Here is a 17145-nt window from a genome sequence, read left to right as displayed (position 1 = left end):
GCTTTTTTATCTACCTTTAATTCCCCTCAAAAAATAAATCAGAATAAAGTTTTAAGTCAGTGCGAAATTTTAAATTGCGATTATAATTAACAAAAACATATTCAAGACGGATCTATGCGCGGTTTTTTCGCTTTTATCATCATTCACTGTTTAGTTTTTCTGAGCCCGCAAAGCTTAGCTAATTCAGACTTATTTATGCGAGCAGAATTATTTTTTGATTCGCCGCAGCAAAAAAGTGATGTCGCTGAACTAGTGGTTTCTGATATAGCTCAAGAAGAATCAGGCTTTATTTGGTTTGCAACGCCATCAGGGATCACGCGATACGATGGTTATAATTTTCGCACCTTTCAAACCTCTACTGACATTAAAATAAGTGCGGTGCGCTGCATTTGGATTGCGCCTGATGGTTTAATTTGGTTAGGCACACAAAACGATGGCTTATATGCTTTTAACCCTGTTAGCGAAAAATTTGAACACTTCCCACACCATAATCGCGCTGCCAAAACATTCAAAAACAATTATATTCGCAGTATAACCGGCGACGGTAAAGGCGGTTTATGGGTTGGCACCAGCCAAGGCCTAGATCACCTCGATCCAAAAACTAAAAAATATCGGCATTTTTTCCCTAAAAAAGGCCAAACACATTCATCTCAAGGTCGTAAGGTTCAATCGTTATTATTAGATAACAAAAATCAACTGTGGGTCGGCACACTTAACGGTTTAAGGGTGCTTAATACTGAAAATTTCACTTGGCGCACGATTGCAGGCTACAAAGAAGACTTAACCGATAAAAGTCGACTTGAAGTCCGCTCAATCGTGCAAGATAAAGATGATAACATTTGGATTGGTACATCGCGTCACGGTGTCGCTTGGATAAAACCAAACAGTGATGCATTAAACTGGGTTGAGCTTGACCCCCTTTATGACAACGATGATATTAAAGCCTGGATCACGGATATTGCATTGCCTAATGACGATGAAGTTTGGTTAGCAACCACCACTCAAGGTATTTATATTATCGACCGCCTAACCGCCAACGTTATCAAGCAGATTAAACATGATGTGAGTGTGCCAACCAGTATCAATTCAGACAACATAGATGCCTTACATGTGGATCATTCAGGGCTGGTTTGGATTGGCAGCTGGGGCGGTGGATTAAATACTTATAACCCATTAAATTCAGCCGTACGCAATATTCACCACAGCTTAATTTATCCTTTTGTATTACATCATGCCGATGTAAACGCCATTTTAGAGCTCAATAATGGGGATATTTTATTTGGCAATCGAGGAAACGGCATTGATGTTTTTCAGCAATCAGGCCAAACCTACCCTAACTTTAGGCCAACTCATGGTCAAGAATATCGATTTGGCGACGCCACGGTTTTAGCATTAAGCCAAACGGCTGATGACACCTTATGGATTGGCACCATGCATGCTGGGCTCTATCGTTACAATATCCAAACCAATCAACAAAAACACTATACTCGTGCTGATGGTCTCATACAGGAACACATTAGAACTTTTTTTATTGATCAAGATAATGCGCTTTGGCTAGGCACCGATGGCGGCTTAAACCGCTACAACGCCCGCACCGACACGTTAGAATCGTTCTTCTTTGCTAAAACCCAACACGAGACGTTTAACCTATCAGTCAACGCTATCAATCAAACAGCTGACGGCACATTATGGGTTGGTACTTTCAATGGTTTATTTGCAATGCCCAAAGGCCAAAACGAGCTGATTCAAATTACCCATCAACCCAATAAACTGGATTCATTATCAAATAACAGTGTCGGCGGCTTACTGGTTACATCAGATAATGCATTATGGGTGGCAACGGCGAGTAGCTTAGATCGACTCTTAAATTGGGATGGCAAACAAGCCTCATTTGAATCGATTAGTCGACGAGTCAGACGGCCTAATCAAACATTAGGAGAAAACTTACTGGAAGACGAGCAAGGTTTCATTTGGACCGAAGATATGATCATTAATCCAAAGACTTGGAGTGTAAGAGAACTAACCCGCGCCGATGGTATTGAATTAGGTAACCCATGGTGGGGCTCATACACTAAATTACGTGATGGCACTCTGGTATATGGCGGCAGTAAAGGCGTAGCGTTAATCAAGCCGGAGCATTTTACTGAATGGCGTTTTACCCCAACACCGCAACTGAGCGCCTTGTTTATAAACAACCAAGCGCAAGCAATTGCGAATAAAGAAAAAGTATTGTTAGAACCGAATACCCAAAGTTTTTCGGTCGAATTTACGGCATTAGATTATTCATCACCACATATCATAAAGTATGCGTATAAATTAGAAGGTTATGACACAAACTGGATAAACATTAATGCCAAACATCGTAAAATAACCTACACCAATTTAGCACCCGGCATGTACACATTACAAATTAGAGCCACGAACCGAATAGGTAAATGGTCACCCAGCACTTTGCGTTTAAATGTCGAACAAAAACCCAATTGGTATCAATTAGCTTGGGTTAAAGCCACTTTTTTTATTACCACTATCTCTGTTATTTATGGGTTATTTTTAATTCGCATCAGTGCATTACAAAATAGAAAGCGTCAATTGGCCGCGGTGATCAAAGAGCGTACTCTTGAGTTAGAACAAAAAAACAACGAACTTGAGCAAGCGCTACACGCATTAGAACAACGCAGTGTCACCGATCAACTCACTAACACTTATAATCGACATTTTGTACCGCTCAACCTGCCGAATGAAATAGCCAAAATTCAAAGTCACTACCTGGCGACATTCAATAAACACCCTTTAAAACAGCAGCCTCGCATTGGCTTTATGTTAATTGATGCCGACCATTTTAAAAATATTAATGATACTTATGGCCATCAAACCGGTGATCAAGTATTACAAGATTTTGCGCGTATTATTCAAGAGCAATGCAGAGCCATTGATTGGGTTATCCGATGGGGCGGTGAAGAGTTTTTAGTTATTTGTCGTGATATCAGCGATGAAGAAATCGAAAAACAAGCAGAAAAAATAAGACTCGCCATTGCTGACTTTCAATTTGGTAGCCAAAAAAAATATCGTGTAGCGGTGAGTTGCTCAATCGGTTTAGCTTTTTATCCTTTTTCACTATCCGATCCCCGCTCATTAACGTGGGAACAAACCTTGAACATTGCTGATTTAGCCTTGTATCACGCTAAAAATAAAGGTCGAAATAACTGCGTACATGTTAAAAATAATAATAGAGCCGAATTAACCTCGTTGTATTCTCAGTTGCAACAAGATTTCACGAGCGCAGTTGATAACGGCTTAGTCAATGTGGTAGAGCTCATTAATACCAATCCGCAATAATAAGTGCCCACTCAGCGGGCGTTTAAATGCGCTTAAATGAAAGAATAGTTGCTCTTTTGAGTTCGAGCAACACAGAGTAAGCGCATTTAAAACTCGCCTGAAAGGAATGCCCCAGCGGCTTTTGACCTGCGTTATCGGTATTTGAAAGGGAACAACCATTCCTGTACACCGACGCCTTGTTCAAAAACCGCTGGATGCACTCTGAGAGATCACTTATTTATATTAATTGGTATAAAGAGGCCACGTAAACATAAATAATAAGCATAAAAAAACCAATCCGAAGATTGGTTTTTTTATGCAAATTCAAGAAAATAGAAAAACGAGTAATTAAACTATTTTAAAGTGGTTAAGTAGTTAATCAACGCAATGTAATCCGCTTCTGATTTTAGCTCATTGGGTATTGCTCGGTATTTACCATTCACAATTAAGCTAGGCACACTTCTAATTTTTGCTTTATTTTGCGCGATTTTCATGTGCTGCACTTGGCTTTCAACCATAAAATTATTGTAAGCGGCATCAAATTTTTTCGCATCAATACCAGCATCACTGAATATAGAACGTATCGTGCTTTCGGTAACGATACCTTTCTTTTCAACATGAATGGCGCTAAAAATTTTAGGAATAACCACAGCTTCTACTTTTAGTAATTCAGCCGCAATTAACGCTTTCGTTAATGTTTTAGCTGCTTCAGGCTGACGCTGAGGAATAAAATCAACATGGCTTTTTTGTAATTTAACGCCTGCAGGTAAACCTTTTTTAATCGCCGCGATCAAGGGTTCAAATTTAAAACAGTGACCACAATAAAATGAGAAAAATTCTTTAACTTCAGGTTTACTCGACGCCGGTAAATTTAAAACTTCGTAGTGCTTACCTTCTTCAAATTGCGCAGCCAAAACACTTAATGGCATAAAAACAAAGGCAAATGCCGCTATCAATAATTTTTTCATTGTTGTTCCTTTAATCTATTTTTAATTTTGTGGTTTTTAACATTAACCTTGTTAGGTTAATCTATTTATAAGCCTGACAGCAAGCGAATTGGCTTCTCATTCAACTCAGCGTACTGTTCTTTTAACGCTAATATCTGTTGCTCCCAATACTTAGGCTCTTGAAACCACGAAAAGTTGCGCGGAAAAGCCGGATCTTGCCAACGATGTGCAACCCAGCCCATATAATGCACCATGCGCATCGCTCGTAGAGGCTCAATTAACTTCAATTCAGCTTTATTAAACGAACAGAACTCTTCATAACCGCAAATCATGGTATCAAGCTGTAATTCTTGTTGCGAAGCTTGGCCTGATAGCATCATCCATAAATCTTGGATAGCCGGCCCAGTGCGGGCATCATCTAAATCAACAAAGTGCGGCCCAGCGTCAGTCCATAAAATATTACCCGCATGGCAATCACCGTGTAAGCTAATTGGCTGAATATTATCAGTGGTATATAAGCTTTGCGTTTTCTCAATCACCATATCCAGTATGGTGTAAAACGATGTTTCGAGTTGCATTGGCACTAAATTAGAGGCTTGAATAAGTGCGCGAGCTCGGTGTAAATAAGCTTGCGTATCAATTGTTGGGCGGTGTTTAAAATCAAACGCCTGACCCACTAAATGAATACGCCCAATAAAACGCCCCATCCATTCAAGGTGATCTAAATTATCGTTTTCAAAGGCTCGCCCCCCACGGCAAGGGTATAAAGCAAAACGATGATTTTTATAATGATGTAAACTCATGCCGTTGATCTTAATTGGCGCAACCACTGGCACCTCAGCATCATCTAACGCAAACGAAAAATCATGCTCTTCTTGAATTTGCTCATCAAGCCAACGCAAAGGTCGGTAAAACTTAACCACAAATTTCTCTTCGCCGACCTTATTATCTAAGGTTGCACGAAATTGATAAACTCGGTTTTCATAACTATTTAACGCTAGCAATCCCGAATCAACTAACATTCCCGTTGATTCAATCGCGTCTAAAATCAAATCAGGCGATAGTGTTTCAAATGCAAACTCATTGCTTTGTGTCAAAGTAACCTCGTTAAGCATACCTAACAGCGCTAGGTACACTTCAATAATACGTTAGCGCATCTGCGTTAGCGTTTAAAAAATCGACTTTCATGCGTCAAACTCACGCGTGAACCATCTTCAAAATAAGCCGTCACAACAAAATCAAATTCAGTTATCTGCTCAGCTAAATCGTCTGGGCTTGCCACTAAACTAATTGTCATCACTGCGGCTTCTCCAGCGTCTATAAAAATAGACTGCTCACCCTGCCATTTAACATTAGGTAGATGCGCGGTTGTAAATTTATACTCGGCAGCAATCTGTGACTTATTTAATATTTTTAACGTATAAGAGTTTTCCATCTCACCTGTAAATAACTCTTTGTATAATCGCCCACGGTCACGCAATATATCTAAATCAATCGGTGTACGTGTCGCTAATTCGTAACTAAATAATCCAAGCATGGTAATCAAAACTAAAGCATATCCGGCTAATTTACTGCGAAGTATATGCGTTTTACCACCCGACAATTGTCGCTCGGTTGTGTAACTAATTAAACCTTTTTTATAGTTCATTTTGTCCATTACACCGTCACATGCATCAATACAGGCACCGCAATTAATGCATTCGTACTGCAAGCCATTGCGAATATCAATGCCGGTTGGGCAAACTTGAACACATAAATTACAGTCAATACAATCACCGAGTCCCAACGCTTTAGGGTCTTGCTTGCGGCCTCTTGGCCCGCGAGACTCCCCTCGCGTGGCGTCATAAGAAACCGTAAAAGTGTCTTTATCAAACATAGCTGACTGAAAACGCGCATAAGGACAAATATGCGTGCACATGATTTCGCGCATCCAACCCGCATTACCATAGGTGCAAGCCGCAAAAAAGAGCACCCACAAGGTTAATACAAAGCTGGCTTCTAACGTAAAGAAATCTAAAATCAATAAATCAATCGGACTAAAATAGCCAACAAAGGTAAGCGCCGTATATAAAGAAAATAGAACCCAAGACGTATGCTTCGCTGTTTTACGCGCTATTTTGTTAAGGCTATTCGGCATTTGGTCAAGCTTCATACGCTGATGGCGTGTGCCTTCAAAGCGTTCTTCAAACCAAATAAAAATAAACGTCCAAACCGTTTGTGGACATAAGTAACCACACCAAACTCGCCCTGCAAATGTGGTGATAAAAAACAACGCAAAAGCCGCAATAATAAACAGCCAAGCAAGCAACGTGAGATCTTGCGGCCAAAGAGATAATGCAAAGATGTTGAATTTTTGTTCAGAAAGATCAAATAATACGGCTTGGTTACCGTTATACTCTAGCCAAGGTAAAATCATAAAAGCGGCCATAAAGACCATACCCATTCTTCGACGCACAGTTTGGTATAGTCCTTTTACGGCTCGAACGTAAATTCGATTGCGCGCACTAAAGTGATCATTTGGGGTTTTAGGCTGATGAATTTTTATCTTTTGGGGTTTTACCCTATTACTCTCTTGCACAGTTTGCTAGCTCATCGTGTTAAATCTAGTTTATTAGTATAACGTGTTCAGCGAATGACAAAGAACCTTTATTCAAGCAAATTATGCGTGAGATCAATTATTTAATTTGGAAAATATTATGCTTAGAAAGTTCTTGTTTTGGGTTATCGTCTTAGCAGGCGCGCACACCGCATGGAATACCCCAGAAATAAAGCAGGAGATCCAATCCTTTTTTGACAACACCATTGACGATTCAATGGCGGCAGCCAAAGCCGCATCGCCAAAAACACTCTCAATTAGTCCGAAACAAATAAAAAGCAACTTACTTAATGGCTTGAGCGACATCAAAGACGTTGAGCGCTATTACATTGAAGAAGTCGCGCAAAGCAAACAATCAACGCTGGCGTTCCAAAAAGAGTGGTGCGGAAATTCTTACTTGCATCCGGTATTAAACGACAGTAAAAAAGAGAGTGTGTGCAAGCAGATCAGTAAAATGCAAACTCTGCTAGAATTAAAATAGTGCTTAAATAGCACAGAAATAACGTTAATGTTCACCGTAGGCATAATGAGGAAATAGCATTGATAGAAGATATTCCATTTGATGGCGACATGAGCAAACCTTTACCAGAAAACTTAAAAAAGGTACGCCGTGCTCAAGTTGAATACACAATGAAATTACTCGATAAACCCGAATTTCAACTACCAGCACATGATGCGTTGGTCGCTGACTTTCTGGCCTTCGGTATGCCAAAAGCAACAGAAATAGACCAAGCTGAACAAGAGGAAAATAACCGCGTTCGGTTAGAAGTTGAAATAGAAGCCATACGTAAACGTCAACTAGAGCGCCAACATCACCAAGATAAAATCAATACCGTGTATCGCAGTATTGATTTAATGCTACAACATAATTTAGATAAAGTGATCAGCAAGCCTTTGAAGTATTTAGCCGATGTTAAAGATCTTGGGCACTACAAACGCATATGCTCGGCTTTAGGATCAGAAAAACTATCCATTAATCAATACGCAGAATTAATCGATACATGTGATTGGATAAGCAAAGATTATATCCGCTTGGCTAATTCAGCAACCGTGAGAGCCGACTTAAATGCGACCGCTGCGCCCGAAGCAACCGATAGCAAACAAGCCGTTAACATATTAGGCGCCAACAATGCCAGTGCCCTATTCCCGCGCTTAATACTCGAACATAACTTTAAGCAACATTCTGGCTTAGCCAAAGAGATGTGGAGCCGACTAATGAAGCTCCAACAAATTAGTGCTATCGCGGCCTTCAAATTAGCCGAACATCATAACCTTAATGCTCAACACGCATTTTTAACCAACTCATTTGCCTTATTGCCTTATATGGTTTTTTTAAATTTGTTCACCGCAGAAGCTAAAAAAGCTAAACTAGCAGCGCACAATAAAGCAATGACATTAAAAGACGACTTTAAACTCTCAGTACTCGATAAATACGAGCCGGGTTCTGATGTTATTTATAAACTTTATCATTTTGCACCCAGTTTACTCGAAAGTGCCATCGATTCATTAAATTGCGTGCACATACCGGCGGTTGAAATATTAAATGGTGAATCGAGTTTCGAAGTTCGAAAGTTGATAGCTGACCGCGCTTTTGGTTACGCGGCATACCGTTTGTTAATGTCGGCTAAAAAAATAACGCCTGAAGAGGCCAACACATTTTTACAGCAGTACAATATGGATCAAGAAAGCCTAAATATATTGCAAAAAATCGACTTCGCTAAAATGAACGTATTTAAAATGCGAAAGACATAACGAGAAATTAATTTTTGAAAACACAGTACAAAATAACAGCTCTGCCCTTTCATACAAACCGCGCCAATATAATCGCGGTTTTCTTTATTATATGGGGCATTACTTTATCCACGATCCCTAATACATTGGTTATCTTAACCGACTATTTTTCATTTTTCTTTTTAGGTATTTTAGGCGCGACATTTGCCAACGCAACCGGTGCAGGCGGCGGGGTTGTTTTTATCCCAATGTTTAATCAATTAGGGTTTAGCGAAGCACAAGCCGTTGCAACCAGTTTTACTATTCAGTGCTTTGGCATGAGCGCAGGGGCAATCGCTTGGTATAGCCATTACCAAAAAGAACGAAAAACAGACTCAAACTGGCAAGCCTTTTGGCCAATCATTACCCTCGCAACGATCGCATCGATCTTAGGGTTATGGACCACATACGGCTTAAACCTAAACTCGCCAGCCTCGTTACATGAATCCTTTAGTTTATTCTCTATTTTTTTAGGGGTGTGTATTTTAGCCTCTGTTTATTTAATAAATGCTGGGCATGTACAAAAAAAATTACGGCCATTGGATATTATCGCACTAGCCGCGATTAGTTATGTTGGCGGGTTAATTACCGCTTGGCTCTCTGTTGGTGTTGGCGAGCTTGTGGCTATTTACTTGATCGTCCGCCGCTACGAAGTGACGCTCGCGGTGGCAACGGCCGTTGTTATTTCAGCCTTTACCGTTTGGGCAAGCACCCCTCAACATTGGTTTATTGCCCCCGAATATTACTGGCAAGTCATACTGTTTGCCGGCCCTGGCGCTGTGATTGGCGGTTTTGTCGCTCGCAAACTAGTTGCGGCCTTATCGGCTCGACGCCTAAAAATATTCTTTGCACTCTGGATACTGATTGTGGGTATAAGTACATCCTCTATACCTCGTTATATTCACACTTTATTTCAATGATTCTTTAAGAGACCTTATGAACAATCAATTTGCCTGTGTTGGCTTACTCAATCCCAAAAGTCCTGAAAATGTGGGCAGTATTATGCGAGCAGCTGGTTGCTACCAAGTTAATTCTGTCTTCTACACTGGCCGACGATACGACAAAGCGCGTGAGTTTAAAACCGACACGCAAAAGGTATATCAACGTATTCCGCTTATTGGCGTACCGGATTTAAAGCAAGTTATTCCATTAGGTGCAACACCGGTTGCCATTGAGTTTGTTGAAGGAGCCAAACCGTTAATCGATTATAAACACCCCGACAATGCATTTTACGTGTTTGGACCAGAAGACGGTTCGGTTAGTCAAGAAGTGTTAGATTGGTGTCAAGATGTGGTTTATGTGCCCACTGTAGGTTGCATGAACTTAGCGGCCACGGTAAATGTATTGCTCTATGATCGCTTAGCTAAATCAGGGTTAGCTAACTATAGTCCACAGCTTATTGAAGCAAGCCGCGATACAAACAACAAAGCAAAAGTATAAAACGAATTAACGGAATATATACCCAAGTGACTTGGGTATAAGATCAAAAAAGGGGCGGCTTGTTTAAATCCAAGCGCCCCTTTTTGTTTACTAGCTTCTCATGCTTTTTCACTTATCACCCCACGGCTAAAGGCCGTCAGGTGATAAATACTAAACCTCTCCAAAATAACCGCAGTTAAACTAAGAGATGAATAAGTTACATGAGTTACTGCTTATAACTTAACAAACGTGAAGTAATTAACGTTGAAAAGGTAATTACCACTACCGGTAAAGTTAGTTTTCAATGTGTGATTACCTGCCGTTAACGTAACGGTTGTCGTCACGGTTTGCCAGTTTTGCCAGCCGCCCGTATTACTCACACTCACCGAACCTAAATCGTTACTGCCATTAAGCAAGAATCCGATCAGGCCACCGTTTGTATTAGACGCAACACGCGCTTCAATACGATACGTACCTGACGTGGCAACATTCACAGCAAACTCAAGGTTATCGCCATTTTGGATGTAACCCACATTCAAGCCACCGCCATTATCTTGCGTGTTTTCCGTTTGCGTACCACTTTCGCTTGTAAAATCTTCCGCTTGAACCGTACCCGGAATTAACTCACGACCGGTTGTATCAGGCGTTTCTGGTGTTGTTGTATCACCACCATCCGCAGAGCCACTGAACAATTTATACCAATCTAACAACGTATCGTTTTGGCCAACGTCTGATTCTAGTTTAAACGTTAACGTGCTCGCCGAGCTAGATAATGTAAAGCTAACCGATTTTTCAGCCCGAGTTGTGCCACTAAACGAAGTTTCACCTACTTTGTTATTATCCGCGTAAACACTGATTCCGGCTTCAGAGCTATTGCTCGATGAACCATTAATCACAACGGTGTAATCACCCGCTGATAAGTTATTGGTTGCAAACGAAACTTGCTCGCCATTACCATATAAAATAGCGCCGGCAAAAGGGTTAGTAATAGGTTGACGATAAGACGGTGAGATAACACCCGATTCCATTTGTACAAATTCAAGCTCAGTACCTTCAACTGGGTCAACTGGGTCAACTGGGTCGATTGGATCAACCGGGTCAACCGGATCAGTATCCGTTGAATTCACCGTCACGTTTACCGTTGCGGTATTACTTTGAGCAGTACCGTCTGTTACTTTATAAGTAAAGCTGTCGGTGCCTGTATAACCGCCATTAGGTGAATAAACTAAGCTGTTACCATTTTGCGAAACACTACCGTTACCGGCTTGGCTATAAGTCGTAATCGATAACACATCTCCATCCGCATCACTGTCATTCGCGACTACATTTTTAGTCACTGACGAATCTTGATCCGTTGTTGCTGAATCATTGTTGGCAACAGGCGCGTTGTTACCACCAGGTAGTGGGTCAACTGGCGTAGTAACCGTATCACACTCACCATCAGGGCAATAAATACGATACTCACCACTCATCGCTAACATACCAAACATATATAAGCAGCCATCATAATAACGATACTTACCTTCTGGTGTTGGCGTGTTCCATAACGCATCAACAAATTCCCAGGCATCTGAGCTATTTGACGCTAAACTCGCTACGGCATTCATCGCCACTAAACCAGGAGAATGGTCTGAATTATTCTCGTACGGCACACCATTTAACTCGTATAAACTTGAATACGAATCAACGCCTTCACTTTTAAAGAAGCTTTGTAAACGTGTTGCTTGTGTTACTTGCCAAGCATCTTTTTGCCACCATGCATAATCCATCGCGACATTGCTGATCACGCGCCATGCATCATATTGGAAGGTATCTTTCCAATGTTGGAAATCACCATGTGGCGTGCCATCAAAATAAGCATAATCCGGCGTTAAACCTGTAGTTGGATCTGCGGCATCTTTAAAGTGTTGACGTGAAACCGTCGCAATTTCAGACCAAAATGCATTGTTATTATCGGCCCACTTAGCCCATAACTCATAAAATGCGGGTAAGTGATAAGACGTATCAGTCCAGTTACGATCGGTTGGTGTTGCGGGTGAGAAAACAATCTGCTTTTCAGCATGATTAAACAAGCTATATTCTTCTAGCTGACCATCATTGTTATAACGTGTTTCGCCATTACCAAACATATCACGCAAAATTTGATTAGCTTCAGCTTCATAATTATAAATACCGTCGCCATTACCCCAACGATGCGCAGCAAAAAACAGAGCGGTTACAAAATATTCTTCGCCATCTGGCGCCGGTGCCGCATCTTGAATTTGACCTGACGTGCTCACTTTCCAAGCAAAGTAACCTTTATTGTTGCCGCTCTTGTTAAGCGAATAGGTATTCGCCCATTTCCATAATTTATCGAAATCGTCTTTGCGATCCATTTGGAGCGCCATCATCATACCGTACGACATACCTTCTGAACGTACATCGTTATTACCCACATCCCAGATGTAAGCCATGTCATCGCCAACCGGGATAAAAATTGCTTCATTCTCTAAATCTGTTGAATGGAATAATTGGTCGTAAACGGCATTTAATTTAGCTTTGACTTCAGCTTGTGAGTAACCTAACTCATTAAACATGTTGCGATACACACCTGAATCATATGAACCTTCATCAGGTAAAATAGGCGCTGGAGGTGGAGGTGGGATATCACCTTCATGATGTAATTCATACCAATCTAAAAAGGTATCGTTACTGCCATTATCCGATTCTAATTTGAAAGTAATATTGCTATTAGCTGGCTGTTCATCAAGTGAAAAGCTAATACTTTGAACGCTCGGCGATGTCCCGCTAAAACTGAGTCCGCCAATTTTTTTACCGCCCAAATAAACGCTCATACCGGCAGCGCTGTTAGCGCTACTCGCGCCGCGTACATCTAATCTAAATTGTCCCGGTACATTCGATAATGCAGCTGTTAATTCGGCGCCATCGCCATTTCCGTAAGCGGCAACACCATTAAACGGGCTAGCAACGATACCCGTATAACCAGGTAATAAAGTTCCATTTTCTATTTGTTGTTTTTCAAGAAGCTGTGCGCTAGCTGTATGCATTACCATGCACAAGCTAAGTGTTGTTAAAGTAAAATTAGGTAATTTCATTTAGTTCTCACTTTGAATTATAGTCTTTGTGACAATATTATTATTTTGTATAAAAAAACTGATGAGAGCATCATAACCATCATCAGTTAACCGTTATTTAAAACTTAAAGTCGGTAAATTGATCAAAAAATAATAAAAATGTGTGTTTGTCTTCATAAAACCCGACAAACAAACAACATAGTCAAAACGACTATATTACAAATAATTAACAAATCAAGTGATTATTTTAATTTTAGCTGTTTTTTTAAACAGATCAGATCAGCTAACGTACAATTTATTTACGCCGCATGTTTTGAAATAATGATAATTCCCACGGCCGCATCGCGGTTAATAAACCAAAATGCTGGCGCTGATTTAGCGGTAAATGACTATCCTGTTCATTTAATTGTCCAGCTTCATAGGTAAGCTGCTGTAGTTTGCGTTTTAATAAATACAACGACTGCTCAGAGTAAGAACCGCGTAAATAAAAACGATAACTCTGCTCATCACTGAAATTAGACAATAAGAAATGCTGAATAACATCTTGCGTAATAAATCGCTCAAGTGGACCGTGCGGGATCCATTTAAAATCTTGTGCGATCAAGACTTTGTAACGATTATTAACTTGCAACTCAATAATATTTAACCGATCTAACTTCGCAAGCAAACGAGTACAGGCAAATTCATCTAGGTCATAATGCTTAATAATATCGCTAAACGTCCAACCATCACGCACGCAAACCGCCACTAATAATAATTGCGGATCGGCCACTAACTCCTTTTCTTGCTCGTGAGTTAATTGCGATAGCTGCGTGCGCTGCTCATCCACTAATATAAATAGCTCGGTTAAGCTCATTCCGACTAATTCAGCGATAGCCTCTAATTTATCTAACGTGAATGATTGGCTTGAAAATATGCGTTTTACATTAGCCTCACTCATCATTAAATGACTCGCCACGGCTTTATAAGTAATTTGCTGTTGTCTTAATAACTGCTTCAGCGTGCTGGTAACCTGCGAAATCTGACTCATCGTATTACTTTCCTATACCTTTGGTTTTATATAACGATACATATCAGCAATTAGTCCTCTTTTCAAATACCAAGGTTAATAATAGCCCTGCTTTTAACAAACAACCCAAGGAAATGAATCATGAAAACAATTTCAAACTTATTAAAAACCATTACTTTAGCGAGCCTTACTTTGTTTAGCTTAAATACTTATGCCCTAGGGGGTGCATCAGAACATAGCGGGCAAGCCAGTAAACACAGTGTTTTAACCGTAGCTCACAGCGGCGGTGCCGTTATTAAAACCGCAAGCGCCGTTGTCGCAGTGCCTTTAATCGTAGTGGGTGAGGTCGGTGATTTAGCGCAAAGCGCCGGTAATAAACTACTCGAAAATGCAAACTGCAATACGCCTTTAGAAATAACTGACCATACGGTTATTGCCGGCCCTGCACCACAAGATGCATTAAAAATTAAACAGCCTTAAAAACAACCAATAATCAGGAGACAAACAATGAAAATAGTTAAGCAACTCATCATCGGATTATTCATATTGCCCAGCTTATGCTGGGCAGGCAGTGCAAAAACAGAAGAAAGTCAGTTTGATGCTAAAACCGTCGCCGCATTTGCCAAGCAAACTGAAAAATATGTGGCTGCACAAGGGGCTCGCGTTTTTATTATTGGGCGCGTTGGTCGACCTGAATCAGAATTACCCAAAGGGATAAAATTTACGCATACGGCGATCGCTGTTTATTCAGACATCAATTTAGATGACGGCACAAAAGCGAAAGGTTATGCCATCCATAACCTTTATCAACAAGCCGGTGCCGCCGATAAAAGTCAGATTATTATTGACTACCCTACTGATTTTTTTTGGGGGGTGCACAGTTTAAAAGCGGGTATTATTATTCCGACACCAGACGTACAAATGCGTTTGCTAAAAGCGATAGGTGATGGTCAAACAACGAAATTGCATAATCCTAATTACTCAGTGATTGCAAACCCATTTACCAATGAGTTTCAAAACTGCACAGAACATACATTAGATATGATCAACGCGGCTATTTATGGCAGCACCGATATCAAGCAACTAAAAGCAAACGCAAAAGCTTATTTTAAACCGCAACGCATCGAGATTAGTCCGTTAAAGCTCATGCTCGGTAATCTGTTTATCGATGATGTCACAACTAAAGATCACGGCCGTAAAATATATACCACCACTTTTAGTTCAATCAGTCGTTATTTAGCCGACAACAATTTAAGCCAACAAGCCGTGATTTTAGATGCCGAAGGTAATATAAAAACGCTTTAAATAGCAGGAAAAAGCGCTAACCCTGGATAAATCAATATGACGAATAAGGTGCTTATCTGCTAGTAGCACCTTATTGCTGTTTAGATCACTGGCCACAAACGTTCAACCAGCCAAAATACGCCCACTAAACACAGAGCAACCGATGCAACTTGAGTAGCCGGTAATTGTTTTTCACTACGATACAGCCAGCGTAATAAAGGTAAACTAATCAGCACAACGGCAAGCTGCCCCGCTTCTACACCTAAATTGAAAAACAATAATGCAGGCACCGTTTGAGAACCTAAACCAATCTCTTGCAAGACAAACGAAAAACCAAAACCATGTAACAAACCAAATAAAAAAGTCATACTTAACCGATTGATATGCCGGTTTTGAATATGAGCGTATTTATCTGGGTAGGTAATATGTAAAAAATTCTCGATAGCGATATAAACAATACTCGCCGCAATAGCCGCTTCAACCAACCAAACCGGTAAAGTAAACCAGCCTAATATCGCGATGCCTAGCGTTATCGAATGCGCCACCGTGAAGGTCGTAATCAATAAAAATAAGCGTTTACCACTTAACGGTAACAGTAATAACGCCAATAAAAAAAGTAAGTGATCAAACCCCAGAACGATATGCTCAACACCAATTGGAAAATAATGTGTTGAGTTCGCTATATTGGTAAAAAAGCCAGAATCTGCATCAAAACTAAGACCTTGCGACTGTTCTACAGGCTGTGCAAGTAAATCGCTATCATCTAATTTAATTTGCCATAAAGCCGCTAACTTACTGATCGGGATATCTTGCGAAGTCATTATAGGCGTAAAAGTGATATTTTGAGTTCGATCAGCCAGTTCAATCCGCGTGAAATTTTTATAATCGACCGTTAAATCGGCTGCATCTAAATAATAGCTTATTGTTATATTATCGAGCGACTCATAACAAGAAAATATCATCGTAAATTGAGCCGAATCAATCTGTTCTAATTCGCTTGTGTGATAAGTTTCGAGCTCGCAATCATGACTATTATTGCTGATATTAAAAGCATTACTCGCCAGGACCTTTGGCGTTGTTGCGAAATGTTTCGCTATCGGTGTGATGACATTATTAGGGATGGTGTAAACAACACGCACTTGGCTGGCACCAAAATCAACATGGGTATCGGTAACGCCCGCTTCGTGTGCAAAAACCGTTGAACAAAAGCAATAAAATAAAAACAGCACAACCTTGCGCATCACTCTTATATTCCTTTAAGGCATTTTGAGATGAATTTAACCATGATAACGTATCCTCTTCAAGTGATCGTTTTGACTGAATAAGAGTCATTACACTTTTGTCCTCCTAAAAGCAAAAAGCGCAATCTGACCAGTGTGATGTAGAAGTGTGGTGTGGGACATTCTAATTAACGCTGCCGGTTTAGATAAGACTTTAAATAACAGCAATTTTTAGATTATTGAGCACAACCAACACACTCACATAGACTCAAGTTATGCGTGATTGTATGTTCGAAATAAGGAAAAAGTGTGTAAACAATGTAAAGTCGCACTAAGTTAAACGCGGTGAGCGAGCTTTTTACCTAGGCAGGCGATCAACTGTTAATAACAATAGGAATAAATAATACCAATCCGTAATAATAAGTGCCCACTCAGCGAGCGTTTAAATGCGCTTAAATGAAAGAATAGTGGTGCTCTTTTGAGTTCGAGCAACACAGAGTAAGCGCATTTA

At 40.4% G+C, this 17145-nt stretch carries 13 protein-coding genes; 7 read left to right on the top strand and 6 right to left on the bottom strand.

Annotated elements, in window-relative coordinates:
- The first annotated feature begins 114 nt into the window (after positions 1-114).
- Entirely contained in the window at positions 115-3336 is a 3222-nt protein-coding gene (locus DPX34_RS11675; protein ID WP_111978607.1) for a ligand-binding sensor domain-containing diguanylate cyclase, read from the top strand.
- Between the two features lie 332 nt (positions 3337-3668).
- Here DPX34_RS11675 and DPX34_RS11665 read toward each other — a convergent pair whose 3' ends face one another.
- From DPX34_RS11665 to ccoG, 3 genes are all read right to left on the bottom strand, one after another.
- Entirely contained in the window at positions 3669-4283 is a 615-nt protein-coding gene (locus DPX34_RS11665; protein WP_111978605.1) for a thiol:disulfide interchange protein DsbA/DsbL, read from the bottom strand.
- 65 nt (positions 4284-4348) lie between these two features.
- A complete protein-coding gene (locus DPX34_RS11660) occupies positions 4349-5377 on the bottom strand; it encodes a serine/threonine protein kinase (protein WP_111978675.1) in 1029 nt (342 codons plus the stop codon).
- A 47-nt stretch (positions 5378-5424) separates the two neighbouring features.
- Positions 5425-6840 carry a cytochrome c oxidase accessory protein CcoG gene (ccoG, locus tag DPX34_RS11655; RefSeq protein WP_111978604.1) on the bottom strand — a complete coding sequence of 472 codons (1416 nt, stop codon included), beginning with the start codon at positions 6838-6840 and terminating at the stop codon, positions 5425-5427.
- Between the two features lie 118 nt (positions 6841-6958).
- On the opposite strand from ccoG, the gene DPX34_RS11650 reads away from it, so the two are divergent.
- The 4 genes from DPX34_RS11650 to DPX34_RS11635 are packed head-to-tail and all read left to right on the top strand — an operon-like array spanning position 6959 to position 10068.
- The gene (locus DPX34_RS11650) at positions 6959-7339 is read left to right on the top strand and encodes a hypothetical protein (protein WP_111978603.1); all 381 of its coding nucleotides are present in this window, start codon (positions 6959-6961) and stop codon (positions 7337-7339) included.
- A 59-nt stretch (positions 7340-7398) separates the two neighbouring features.
- Positions 7399-8610 (top strand): HDOD domain-containing protein, encoded by a 1212-nt coding sequence (locus tag DPX34_RS11645; RefSeq protein WP_111978602.1) that lies wholly within the window; start codon positions 7399-7401, stop codon positions 8608-8610.
- Between the two features lie 14 nt (positions 8611-8624).
- Complete coding sequence (locus DPX34_RS11640; protein ID WP_232824718.1) at positions 8625-9548, top strand: sulfite exporter TauE/SafE family protein; 924 nt, start codon at positions 8625-8627, stop codon at positions 9546-9548.
- Between the two features lie 16 nt (positions 9549-9564).
- Positions 9565-10068, top strand: a complete 504-nt coding sequence (locus DPX34_RS11635) for an RNA methyltransferase (protein ID WP_111978601.1) — start codon at positions 9565-9567, stop codon at positions 10066-10068.
- Positions 10069-10280: 212 nt separating this feature from the next.
- Here the strand turns inward: DPX34_RS11635 and DPX34_RS11630 are convergent, their stop codons facing one another.
- Together DPX34_RS11630 and DPX34_RS11625 are read right to left on the bottom strand one after the other, a co-directional pair.
- Positions 10281-13142, bottom strand: coding sequence for a glycosyl hydrolase family 8 (locus DPX34_RS11630; protein WP_111978600.1), 2862 nt, complete (start codon positions 13140-13142; stop codon positions 10281-10283).
- Between the two features lie 274 nt (positions 13143-13416).
- On the bottom strand, positions 13417-14151 hold the full coding sequence (locus DPX34_RS11625) for a helix-turn-helix domain-containing protein (protein WP_111978599.1): 735 nt from the start codon (positions 14149-14151) through the stop codon (positions 13417-13419).
- A 120-nt stretch (positions 14152-14271) separates the two neighbouring features.
- Here DPX34_RS11625 and DPX34_RS11620 point away from each other — a divergent pair, with 120 nt between their 5' ends.
- Positions 14272-14610 carry a hypothetical protein gene (locus DPX34_RS11620; RefSeq protein WP_111978598.1) on the top strand — a complete coding sequence of 113 codons (339 nt, stop codon included), beginning with the start codon at positions 14272-14274 and terminating at the stop codon, positions 14608-14610.
- 27 nt (positions 14611-14637) lie between these two features.
- Positions 14638-15435: a DUF2145 domain-containing protein gene (locus DPX34_RS11615; protein WP_111978597.1), complete on the top strand. Its 798-nt coding sequence runs from the start codon at positions 14638-14640 to the stop codon at positions 15433-15435.
- A gap of 80 nt (positions 15436-15515) precedes the next feature.
- Here the strand turns inward: DPX34_RS11615 and DPX34_RS11610 are convergent, their stop codons facing one another.
- Positions 15516-16655, bottom strand: coding sequence for a HupE/UreJ family protein (locus DPX34_RS11610; protein ID WP_111978596.1), 1140 nt, complete (start codon positions 16653-16655; stop codon positions 15516-15518).
- Between the last annotated feature and the right edge of the window lie 490 nt (positions 16656-17145).

Origin of the sequence: Algibacillus agarilyticus, from assembly GCF_003286125.1 — a bacterium.
GTDB lineage: Bacteria > Pseudomonadota > Gammaproteobacteria > Enterobacterales > Alteromonadaceae > Algibacillus > Algibacillus agarilyticus.
The sequence above is the reverse complement of the archived record's forward strand: the minus strand, read 5'-3'. Positions and strand labels throughout refer to the sequence as shown.

Bases quoted from the DNA above. Each gene is read 5' to 3' on its own strand.
- DPX34_RS11615 (WP_111978597.1), top strand. From the start codon at position 14,638: ATGAAAATAGTTAAGCAACTCATCATCGGATTATTCATATTGCCCAGC.
- DPX34_RS11620 (WP_111978598.1), top strand. From the start codon at position 14,272: ATGAAAACAATTTCAAACTTATTAAAAACCATTACTTTAGCGAGCCTT.
- DPX34_RS11630 (WP_111978600.1), bottom strand. From the start codon at position 13,142: ATGAAATTACCTAATTTTACTTTAACAACACTTAGCTTGTGCATGGTA.
- DPX34_RS11675 (WP_111978607.1), top strand. From the start codon at position 115: ATGCGCGGTTTTTTCGCTTTTATCATCATTCACTGTTTAGTTTTTCTG.
- DPX34_RS11650 (WP_111978603.1), top strand. From the start codon at position 6,959: ATGCTTAGAAAGTTCTTGTTTTGGGTTATCGTCTTAGCAGGCGCGCAC.
- DPX34_RS11635 (WP_111978601.1), top strand. From the start codon at position 9,565: ATGAACAATCAATTTGCCTGTGTTGGCTTACTCAATCCCAAAAGTCCT.
- DPX34_RS11625 (WP_111978599.1), bottom strand. From the start codon at position 14,151: ATGAGTCAGATTTCGCAGGTTACCAGCACGCTGAAGCAGTTATTAAGA.
- DPX34_RS11665 (WP_111978605.1), bottom strand. From the start codon at position 4,283: ATGAAAAAATTATTGATAGCGGCATTTGCCTTTGTTTTTATGCCATTA.
- DPX34_RS11660 (WP_111978675.1), bottom strand. From the start codon at position 5,377: ATGCTTAACGAGGTTACTTTGACACAAAGCAATGAGTTTGCATTTGAA.
- DPX34_RS11610 (WP_111978596.1), bottom strand. From the start codon at position 16,655: ATGCGCAAGGTTGTGCTGTTTTTATTTTATTGCTTTTGTTCAACGGTT.